Below are 9,379 nucleotides of genomic sequence, written 5' to 3' on the forward strand. Positions count from 1 at the left end.
AGTACATCGAGATGTTTTACAACCCGACACGGCGACACGGTTCCAATGGCGGCCTGTCCCCGATAGAGTTTGAACGGCAGTACGCACTAAACGGCTGAAGAGTGTCTACAAAAGCCTGGGCGATTCAGACCTCTGCGCTGCGGTGAGCACTTGCTGGACAACGAGAGAGTCCAGAGCGCGGTCAGCGAATTCGGACCAGCGAGGACACCCTGCTAGCTGAGATATACCTGCTCCGACAAATGGAACCAGTGTGGTTCGCGTCGCAGCGTCAATTAAACCCTGCGGTACAGAAGGTAATGAACGAATTTCGATCGGCAAATTTAGACCCCTAAGCCAGGTTCCATGTTGGCTCGCATCCAAGAAGTGTGGCAGATGTTCAACTGAATCAACATCTCGACGCAGCCCCTAATTTTGCATATCTACTGGGACGCAGCCACCAAGCCGCCGCCGGCAAACACCCCGCTGCAGCTGTAGCTGCAAAACCGCCCCACTGAGCTGGACGGACCAATGGCCTCAGAGTGCACCTACCGGCATGCGAGCTTCCAGCACTAGACCAATCCCAAACGGTGTGTGATCAAGCAACTTGGGGCAGCCCCGTAATACTTCTAGCAACCGCAGCAACCTTCGCCATGGCACCGTAGGCAGCCTCGCATGCCCCCAACGCAGCCATCAATTCCACCGCAAGCCTTCCGTCGGCATCGGCAGCGAAAACCATATATATCGAAGTGTCACCGTCCTTGCAGCATAGTCCAGCTTTCGCCTGATACCCCAATCTCAGTCGCCTGAGAATGGCTATGGCTATGCAGTTCTGACCCACCCGCTTCTCCGTGTTAGCTTGCAATAATTAGACCGATCCAAAAGGTGCGGGATGAAGCAGCTTGGCGCGACCCTGTTGGTACTTGCAGCAACCGTGGCAGCCTCCTCGTTGGCAGCGCCTTCCGCGTTGGCGGCCTCGCCCGCCGCCAGCGAAGCCGCCTACGCCGCCGTGAACCCCTTCATTGGTACCGGTGGCGAGGGTCATACCTATCCGGGCGCGACCGTCCCTTACGGCATGGTCCAGCTCTCGCCCGATACCCGCATCCAGTCGCGCAAGAACGGCTATGGCTGGGCGGCGGGCTATCGCTATGACGACAGCACCATCGTCGGCTTCTCGCATACGCATTTCTCCGGCACCGGCCATTCGGATCTGGGGGATCTGCTGCTGATGCCGACTACCGGTGAGTTGAAGCTGGAGCGCGGCGATCCCGATCAGCCCCTGAGCGGCTATACCTCGCGCTTCAGTCACGCGAGCGAAACCGCCCAGCCGGGCTACTACGCGGTGACGCTGGACGACTACAAGGTGCGTGCCGAGCTGACTGCCAGCGCACGCGTCGGCATGCACCGCTACAGCTTCCCGGCTGGCAAGCCGGCACATGTGGTGCTCGACCTGCGCACCAGCATGTACGACTACCCGGGCAAGATCCTGTGGTCGCGCTTGCGGGTGCGGGCCGATGGCACGGTTACCGGCTTCCGCGAGACGCGCGGCTGGGCGCCGGGCAGGCAGCTGTACTTCGCGATGCGTTTCTCGCAGCCGCTCAGTGGCCATCAGCTGCACGACACCGAGCAGGACGTGGTCTACAAGGGTTTCCCGCCGCCGGGCGAGAAGGACCCGGCACAGCGCGCGCAGATCGAAGGCCGGCAGTTGGTTGCAGCCTTTGATGTGGTGCCGGACGCCGGCAAGCCGTTGCTGGTGAAGGTGGCGATCTCGCCGGTCAGCGAGGAAGGTGCGATTGCCAACCTGGATGCGGAAGCACCAGGTTGGGATTTCGATGGCATGCGTTCTGCCGCCAAGCAACAGTGGAGCGAGGCACTGGGCGCGGTCGAAGCGCAGGGCAGCGCGGACGAGCGCACCCGCTTCTACACCGCGCTGTATCACACGCTGCTTGGGCCAACCTTGTTCATGGACAGCGACGGCCGTTATCGCGGGCCGGACAACGCGGTGCATCAGGCCAAGGGTTGGACGAACTATTCGACCTTCTCGCTGTGGGACACGTATCGCGCCCTGCACCCGCTGGCCACGCTGATGCAGCCAGCGCAACGCACCAATGACTTCGTCAATTCGCTGCTGGCCTCACGCCGCGAAAGCCCTTACGGCGTGCTGCCGGTGTGGTCGTTCCACGGTCTGGAAACCTGGTGCATGATCGGCTATCACGCCGTGCCAGTGATCGCCGATGCCTATATGAAGGGCATCCGTGGCTACGACACCGAAGAGGCTTTGCAGGCGATGGTCGCCAGCGCCAACTATGGCCCGTACGACGGCATCGCGCAGTACCGCGAGCTCGGCTATGTGCCGATCGATGAGGAAGGCGAAGCGGCCAGCAAGACGCTGGAATATGCCTATGACGACTGGACCATCGCCCAGGTGGCGCAGGACATGGGCAAGACCGAAGTGGCGAGCGAATTCAACAAGCGTGCGGCGAACTGGAAGCATGCCTTCGACCCGGGCACCGGCTTCATGCGCGCGCGCAAGCGCGATGGCAGTTTCCGCGAGCCGTTTGATCCCAGCGCCAGCGGTTACGGCACGGATTTCACTGAAGGCAATGCCTGGCAGTATTCCTGGTACGTGCCGCAGGATGTCGCCGGCTTGGCGGCGGCGCATGGTGGCAGCGACAAGCTGCTGCAGCGTCTGGATGATGTGTTTGAAGCCAAAGTCGACCCGTCGATCTTCGCGCACATGGAAGACATCACCGGACTGATTGGCTGGTACGCACATGGCAACGAGCCAAGCCACCATGTTGCCTATCTGTATGCACATGCCGGGCAGCCGTGGCGCACGCAGGCACGCTTGAAGCAGATCATGGACACGCAGTACGCGGCGCGCCCGGATGGCTTGGCGGGTAATGATGACCTTGGGCAGATGTCGGCCTGGTATGTGTTTACCGCGCTGGGTTTCTATCCGGTTACGCCGGGCAGCAACCAGTACATCATCGGCCGGCCGTTCCTGCCGCAGGCGACCTTGAATCTGCCGGATGGGAAGCGTTTCAGCATCGTTGCTACCGGGCTGGATGCTGCGCATACGTATGTTGGCTCGGTGAGCCTCAATGGCAAGCCGCTGGATCGGGCGTATGTGACGCACCAGGAGATTGTTGCCGGAGGGGAACTGCGGTTCACGATGCAGGCTGAGCCGAACAAGTCTTGGGCTGCGGATGCGGCAACGCTGCCCTATTCGATGTCGCGGTGATTGGCTTTTGTGCTGCTAGGTTTGCGTTGTTTGACCGTTGAAAGCACGCTTCGCGCTCCCCACCCCCTCTCCCGCAAGGGGAGAGGGGCTAAAGCTAAAACCAAAACCAAAGCCAAAGCAGCCCCCCTCCCCAGCTGTTAGATTGCAGCGTATGCCGATCCGTCCCTATCAACCTTGTGATGCCGACGCCTGCCTGTCGCTGTTCGACAGCAATGTGCCCAAGTACTTCACGCCAGCCGAACGCGCAGACTTCGAGCAGTTCCTACAGCGCGATGCGCAAGGTTGCGACTATCAGCTGATCGAGCACGACGATCGTGTTGTCGCCTGCGGCGGCTTGGCGATACGGGACGATGGCGTCGCCGTTTTCTGCTGGGGCATGGTCGAGCGCGCCGTGCATCGGCAGGGGTTCGGCAGGCAATTGAGCCTTGCGCGTTTACAGCAGGCCAGACAGAGCCCGAATGCGAAGCGCGTGGAGCTCAGCACCAGCCAGCACACGCAGGACTTCTACGCCCAGCTAGGTTTCAGCGTGACCCGGGTCGTGGCGGATGGCCACGGCCCGGGGCTGGATGCCGTTGAGATGGTATTGGTGCTGCGCGAGGACTGAGGCCGTTATCAGCTGCTGGACAGCTTCATCAGCACCAACCCGCTGACGATCAGCACCGCCGCGCCAATACGCATCGCACTGATCTGCTCGCCGAGGAAGATGATGCCGATGATGAACGCGCCCACCGCGCCGATGCCGGTCCAGATCGTATAGGCGGTGCCCAGCGGCAAGCTGCGCATGGCCAAGGCCAGCAGCCAGAAGCTGGCGATCATGCCGATGATGGTGACGATGCTGGGAACCAGCTTGGTGAAACCGTGGGATTGCTTCATTGCCAGCGCCCAGACGATTTCCAGCACACCAGCGATCACGAGATAGATCCAAGCCATACAGCCTCCTAGAGAAGCCAGGCCGTCCTGGGTGAAGTCCCGTGATGGGCGGAGGTCGTCCTCCGTTGGGTGGGCATTCTATCCAAGCCGGGCGTCTGGGGCCGCAAACCGGCGGCTGCGGGTTACACGGGGTTCAAGCCGGAACGCTGGTCGGCTGGTGCATGCATACGTTACAATCGCCGCACACGATCAGGACCTGCTCCAGTTTGTGTCCGGTCCATGAAGCATCGGCGGCTGATGATCGCATCGCCCCAGCCTCTCGTATCGTGAATGGCCGCGCCTAGCGCGGCCAAACCGTCTCTATGGTGGCCCCGTCGGCCCCTCGCGACGCTAGGTCGAAAATCCCGCCAGGGCCGGAAGGCAGCAACGGTATCGATCGACGCGGGCGCCGAGGTCAGCCGGCGGGGTCGCCACCTTTTTGGGCCTTGGAAAGTTCCGCCGCTGATGAAGCGGCCGCTTTTGTTTGTGCGCGTTGTAGCCCGGGTAAGCGCAGCGCACCCGGGGCTTTGGGTCGGGCGGGACTTCTGCCGGACGATCGACTGGTTGCCGACCACGAATTGGCTTTTTATTGGCTACGAGTTAACCGGCATGCTTCCCGGGTGCGCTGCGCTTACCCGGGCTACGTTGCCTCGGAGGGTTCGGATGTGGCTGACAGAGGCTGGCTTCGGCCTTCCCCTCACCCCAACCCCCGCTCCGCGCCCCGGCCCTCGCGTTGCCGCGAGTGCGCTCCAAGAGTCGCGAACCGGTGGTTCGCAAGCGCCCCTTCTCGCCCCGCAGGCGGGAGAGGTGCTCGGATATCGCTCCTATTTGAGTTGTTGACAGGTCATGCAGCTCCGCGACTCCTACAGCCGCGAAAGCCATGCCTCGCACCTCAACCCTCAAACGGCTCCGCACGCGGTGCCGTCGACTCGGCCAACACAACACACTCACCCGGCATCGCCACGCGGTGGCCGCGCGCGCGCAAGGCGTCGCCGTCGGCGGCGCTGGCGTAGTGGTAGAGCATCATTCGCGCCTGGGTGGCGGCATCGTATTCGCGCTCGAGATCATCCACGCCGGTATGCGACGGATTGCCGTGCAGGCCGCAGTCGTGCGCGATCAATTCGTTGTCATCGGCAAATCGCGCCAGCATTTCCGGGATCGGGCGGGTATCGCCACTCCACACCACTGCGCCCTGCAGGCGCAGGCCGTAGGCGGTTTCCGGCCAGTGATGGCGCACCGGGAACACTTCCAGGCGCACGCCCTCATGCCAGAACGCCTCACCGACCACGATCAACTGGAAGGCATCCCAGAAGTTGGCGCCGCCCTCAGCCAATACGTTCGGGTAGTCGCCTACCCGCTTGTGCAGCAGCGGTACCAGCGGCGCTGGCACGTATAGCCGTACCTTGCCGCGCCGTTGCGGGTTGAAGAAGGCATCGACGAACAGGCGCTCGAAACCGGCCACATGGTCCAGATGGATATGGGTGACGAACAGCGCATCCGGCATGGCGCGGTAATGGTTGCGATAGGCGGTCAACCCTTCGCCGCCGCAATCGATGGTCAGCCATGGCTGGCCGCCGTGCTCGATCACCGACATCGGCGAACCCAGCTCCACCGCCGACGCATTGCCGACGCCAAGGAAACGCAACGCCCAACTCATCTCACACGCCCCGGTTCCAGGCCAGATCATAGGCGCGGCGCAGCCGCGCATAGTCCTGCTCCACGTCCTCGCGGCTGCGCGCGCCGCGCAGCTTGAGCAGGGAGCGCAGCAGGCGCTTGAGGTTGCGCTCGCGCCAGCGGGTGGCGGGAATGCGCAGCACGCCGCGATCGAAATCGATCAGCCAACCACGGCGGGCGTCATCAAACAGGATGTTGTGCGCGTTCAAATCAGCGTGATCCAGGCCCGCACGGTGGAAGCGCGCGATCATCCGCCCGGCCTCCTCCCACGGCGCGCCGCGCCCGGCAACCTGCGCGTGGTCGGCCAGCGAGCGCACGTCTTCCAGCCGCTCCATCAGCAGTGCTGCCTTGTAGCGCAGGCCTTCGCGCATATAGAACGCCGCGTAGGGGCGCGGCACCGGCAGCTTCTGCGCGATCAGCTCGCGCATCAGGCGGAACTCGGCAAAGCTGCGCGTCCGGTTGGCACCACGCCACAGATAGCTGCTATGGCTGAGCTTGGCGGCGACACCACCGCGCAGGTACTGGCGCAGCACGCTGCGACCGAACGGCGCGTCGATGAACCATGCACCGCCACGGCCGCCATCGCCCACCGGATGGGCCTTGTTGCCCCATTGCGCAGGCGCGAACAAACCGGGATCGGCTTGCCGCAGGCGTTCGCGGTCGAACAGAATGGCGCCATAGCCGCGACCATCGCGGCAGGGCGTCAGCGCTTCAGTGGCGTCAAATGCGACCATCTTTACGAGTCTAACAACACATGCCTGCATCGTCGTCCCCGTTGTGTCTTTTGCGCCTCTCGGCATTGGGTGATGTCACCCATGTGGTGCCACTGGTGCGCACACTGCAGCGGGGGTTTCCGGGCACGCCACTGCACTGGGTGATCGACAAGGCCGGCCACAAGCTGCTCGACGGCCTGCCCGGGGTCAGTTTCCACGTCTACGACAAGAACAGCGGGTTGGCTGGAATGCGTGCGCTGCGTCGCGAATTTCCGCCTGGCCGTTTCGATGCCCTGCTGCAGATGCAGGTGGCCGCCCGCGCCAACCTGCTGTCAGCCTTCATCCCGGCCAAGCGCCGCATCGGCTACGACAAGTCACGCTCCAAGGACCTGCATGGGCTCTTCATCAATGAGCGCATCCCCGACCGCCCCGGCATCCATGTGCTCGATGCCATCGGCAGCTTCTGCGAGCCGCTGGGGCTGAAGCAGACCGAGGTCAGCTGGGACCTGGCCACACCACCGGAGGCGCATGAGTGGGCGCGCGCGCAGTGGGAGGAAGATGGCCGGCCAGTGTTGATGATCTCGCCCTGCTCCAGCCACCAGCGCCGCAACTGGTACGCTGAGCGCCACGCCGCGCTGGCCGACCACGCTGCAAGCCAGGGCTGGCGGGTGGTGCTGTGCGGCGGACGCAGCGAGCTGGAACGCAGCACCAGCGACGCCATCCTCGCCGCGATGAAGCACCCGGCGCTGGACCTGGTCGGCAAGGACACGCTCAAGCAGTTGCCGGCCCTGCTGGCCCGCGCCTCGCTGCTGGTCACCCCGGACTCGGGGCCGATGCATATCGCCAATGCGGTCGGCACCAAGGTGCTGGGCCTGCATGCGGCCAGCAACCCGGCACGCAGCGGCCCGTACTCGGACCGCCGCTATTGCGTGGACCGTTATGACGATGCCGCCCGCCGCTATCTCAACAAGCCGGCCAGCGCGCTGAAATGGGGCACCAAGATCGAGTTCGACGACGTGATGTCGTTGATCACGGTGGAGGATGCGATTGCGGCGTTTGAGCGGTATCGCGCCGATCATCAAAGCTGACCAGCTGCAGGAGCCGCTTTTTGTAGGAGCGGCGTAAGCCGCGAAACCAACCATGCTGCAGCGCTGGGAATTCCCGCCATCTGCTGATCCACGAGCTTCGCGGCTTACACCGCTCCCACAAGGCGGATTTGGTTTTTTTGTGGGAGCTGCGTCAGCTGCGAAGCTGACTGTGCTGACGCGCCCGGCATTCCTGCCATCTGATGATGTACGAGCTTCGCGGCTCACGCCGCTCCTACAAAACAGATTCAGCCCGCCCGGTAATCCTGGTAGGACTTCTCTTCCACGTAGCTGGAACCCAACGCCAGGTTGATGGCCTTCTTGATGCGCGCGCGCTCATCGTTCTGGATGTAGACGCTGCGCGCCAGCTGCACGAACGAGTCGTCGAAGGCCTGCGCCTTCTCTTTCAGGCGGATGTCGTCTTCGATGTCCCACAGGCGCTCATTGACCGCCTTCAACTCGGTACGCAGCGCGGCGATGTCCTGTGCCGCGGCCGGGTGCGCGGTCCAGGTGCTGTCCAGCGCGTTCAACTCATTGCGCACATTGGCCAGCTTGGTCGCATCGCTCATGCGCTCGGACTTGATCTGCAGGATGGAGATCTTGTCCAACAGTTCACCGAAGGACACGGGGACGAGGATTTCTGACATGGGGCTTACCGGTTGGATCAGGCGCACAGTGTAGCCGCTGCTGCTGGGTATTCAGCCGCAGAGCCAAGGTGCAGGAGGAGCAAAAAGAAAAAGCCACCCGAGGGTGGCTTTTTCAAGTATCTGGCGGAGAGGGGGGGATTCGAACCCCCGAGGCGCTATAAACGCCTGCCTGATTTCGAGTCAGGTACATTCAACCGCTCTGCCACCTCTCCAGATGGTCCCCGGCGAACCGGGCTGCGAATAATAAGGGGCATCGGCTGCGCGGACAAGCGGTTTTTAACAAAAAAACGCTATTGGCCATCCCGGCGCTGCATTCCGCCAGCCAAACGAGTGTCTGCAGGCGCTTGCCGTACACCTCCATGAACGCGATGATGCAGAGACCTTCACCGTTGATATACAGCCCGCTCGGGCACTCATGATCGAATTTGGACACCTCAGCCACGTCGGCCTGCGCCGCCAGCTCAATGAAGACACCTACTACGGTGACGGCGAGCTTGGCCTGTGGCTGGTGGCCGATGGTATGGGCGGCCATGCCTGCGGCGAGGTAGCCAGCGCCTTGGCGCGCGAAACCATCGTCCGCGAGGTCCGCAACGGCGCTTCGCTGGTGCAGGCCATCCGCACCGCCGATGAGGAGATCATCCGCACCTCGCGCCGCCGCAACGACAGCCTGCCGATGGGTACCACGGTGGTGGCCGCACGCGTGCAGGGCAATCGTTTCGAGGTGGCCTGGGTTGGCGACAGCCGCGCCTACCTGTGGCGCGACGGCAAACTGGGCCAGCTCAGCCAGGACCACAGCTATGTGCAGGAACTGATCGCCCAGGGCACGCTCACCGCCGAGCAGGCGCGCGCACATCCGCACCGCAATGTGGTCACCCAGGCATTGGGCGTGACCGATCCGGCCCACCTCAACGTCGCCACCATGACCGGCGAACTGCGTCCTGGCATGCAGCTGCTGCTGTGCAGTGATGGGCTTACCGAGGAAGTCGACGATGCCGGCCTCACCGAGGCACTGGCCCACGGCGACTGCAGCGCGCAGGAATGCGTGGATGCGCTGGTCGCCGCCGCACTGGATGGCGGCGGCTCGGACAACGTCACCGTCGTCCTGGTCCGCTGCCACTAAGGCAGCGGAAC

Annotated in this window: 8 protein-coding genes, 1 tRNA gene and 1 other RNA gene; 5 read left to right on the forward strand and 5 right to left on the reverse strand. The window is 63.3% G+C overall.

The window, feature by feature from the left end:
• The first annotated feature begins 868 nt into the window (after nucleotides 1-868).
• Entirely contained in the window at nucleotides 869-3,220 is a 2,352-nt protein-coding gene (locus QMX78_RS17855) for a GH92 family glycosyl hydrolase (RefSeq protein ID WP_282272049.1), read from the forward strand.
• A 151-nt stretch (nucleotides 3,221-3,371) separates the two neighbouring features.
• On the forward strand, nucleotides 3,372-3,824 hold the full coding sequence (locus tag QMX78_RS17860) for a GNAT family N-acetyltransferase (protein WP_282272051.1): 453 nt from the start codon (nucleotides 3,372-3,374) through the stop codon (nucleotides 3,822-3,824).
• A gap of 8 nt (nucleotides 3,825-3,832) precedes the next feature.
• Here QMX78_RS17860 and sugE read toward each other — a convergent pair whose 3' ends face one another.
• Complete coding sequence (gene sugE, locus QMX78_RS17865; protein WP_282272054.1) at nucleotides 3,833-4,150, reverse strand: quaternary ammonium compound efflux SMR transporter SugE; 318 nt, start codon at nucleotides 4,148-4,150, stop codon at nucleotides 3,833-3,835.
• Between the two features lie 311 nt (nucleotides 4,151-4,461).
• Between sugE and ffs the strand changes: the two genes are divergently transcribed.
• Nucleotides 4,462-4,558, forward strand: an RNA gene (gene ffs, locus QMX78_RS17870) — signal recognition particle sRNA small type.
• 463 nt (nucleotides 4,559-5,021) lie between these two features.
• Here the strand turns inward: ffs and QMX78_RS17875 are convergent.
• Nucleotides 5,022-5,786: an MBL fold metallo-hydrolase gene (locus QMX78_RS17875; protein WP_282272057.1), complete on the reverse strand. Its 765-nt coding sequence runs from the start codon at nucleotides 5,784-5,786 to the stop codon at nucleotides 5,022-5,024.
• 1 nt (nucleotide 5,787) lies between these two features.
• On the reverse strand, nucleotides 5,788-6,537 hold the full coding sequence (locus QMX78_RS17880) for a 3-deoxy-D-manno-octulosonic acid kinase (RefSeq protein WP_282272060.1): 750 nt from the start codon (nucleotides 6,535-6,537) through the stop codon (nucleotides 5,788-5,790).
• Between the two features lie 20 nt (nucleotides 6,538-6,557).
• Here QMX78_RS17880 and QMX78_RS17885 point away from each other — a divergent pair, with 20 nt between their 5' ends.
• Complete coding sequence (locus QMX78_RS17885; protein WP_282272062.1) at nucleotides 6,558-7,604, forward strand: glycosyltransferase family 9 protein; 1,047 nt, start codon at nucleotides 6,558-6,560, stop codon at nucleotides 7,602-7,604.
• 245 nt (nucleotides 7,605-7,849) lie between these two features.
• Here the strand turns inward: QMX78_RS17885 and QMX78_RS17890 are convergent, their stop codons facing one another.
• Complete coding sequence (locus QMX78_RS17890; protein WP_282272064.1) at nucleotides 7,850-8,248, reverse strand: DUF6165 family protein; 399 nt, start codon at nucleotides 8,246-8,248, stop codon at nucleotides 7,850-7,852.
• A gap of 121 nt (nucleotides 8,249-8,369) precedes the next feature.
• Nucleotides 8,370-8,460 (reverse strand) — tRNA-Ser (locus QMX78_RS17895).
• A gap of 203 nt (nucleotides 8,461-8,663) precedes the next feature.
• Between QMX78_RS17895 and QMX78_RS17900 the strand changes: the two genes are divergently transcribed.
• On the forward strand, nucleotides 8,664-9,368 hold the full coding sequence (locus QMX78_RS17900; protein ID WP_282272066.1) for a protein phosphatase 2C domain-containing protein: 705 nt from the start codon (nucleotides 8,664-8,666) through the stop codon (nucleotides 9,366-9,368).
• Nucleotides 9,369-9,379: the final 11 nt, after the last annotated feature.

Origin of the sequence: Stenotrophomonas sp. PS02298 (assembly GCF_029959445.1) — a bacterium.
Classification (GTDB): Bacteria; Pseudomonadota; Gammaproteobacteria; order Xanthomonadales; family Xanthomonadaceae; genus Stenotrophomonas.

What these genes read in the sequence shown, in the direction of transcription:
- QMX78_RS17885 (WP_282272062.1), top strand. Translation starts at nt 6,558, where the DNA reads ATGCCTGCATCGTCGTCCCCGTTGTGTCTTTTGCGCCTCTCGGCATTG.
- QMX78_RS17880 (WP_282272060.1), bottom strand. Translation starts at nt 6,537, where the DNA reads ATGGTCGCATTTGACGCCACTGAAGCGCTGACGCCCTGCCGCGATGGT.
- QMX78_RS17875 (WP_282272057.1), bottom strand. Translation starts at nt 5,786, where the DNA reads ATGAGTTGGGCGTTGCGTTTCCTTGGCGTCGGCAATGCGTCGGCGGTG.
- sugE (WP_282272054.1), bottom strand. Translation starts at nt 4,150, where the DNA reads ATGGCTTGGATCTATCTCGTGATCGCTGGTGTGCTGGAAATCGTCTGG.
- QMX78_RS17855 (WP_282272049.1), top strand. Translation starts at nt 869, where the DNA reads ATGAAGCAGCTTGGCGCGACCCTGTTGGTACTTGCAGCAACCGTGGCA.
- QMX78_RS17900 (WP_282272066.1), top strand. Translation starts at nt 8,664, where the DNA reads ATGATCGAATTTGGACACCTCAGCCACGTCGGCCTGCGCCGCCAGCTC.
- QMX78_RS17860 (WP_282272051.1), top strand. Translation starts at nt 3,372, where the DNA reads ATGCCGATCCGTCCCTATCAACCTTGTGATGCCGACGCCTGCCTGTCG.
- QMX78_RS17890 (WP_282272064.1), bottom strand. Translation starts at nt 8,248, where the DNA reads ATGTCAGAAATCCTCGTCCCCGTGTCCTTCGGTGAACTGTTGGACAAG.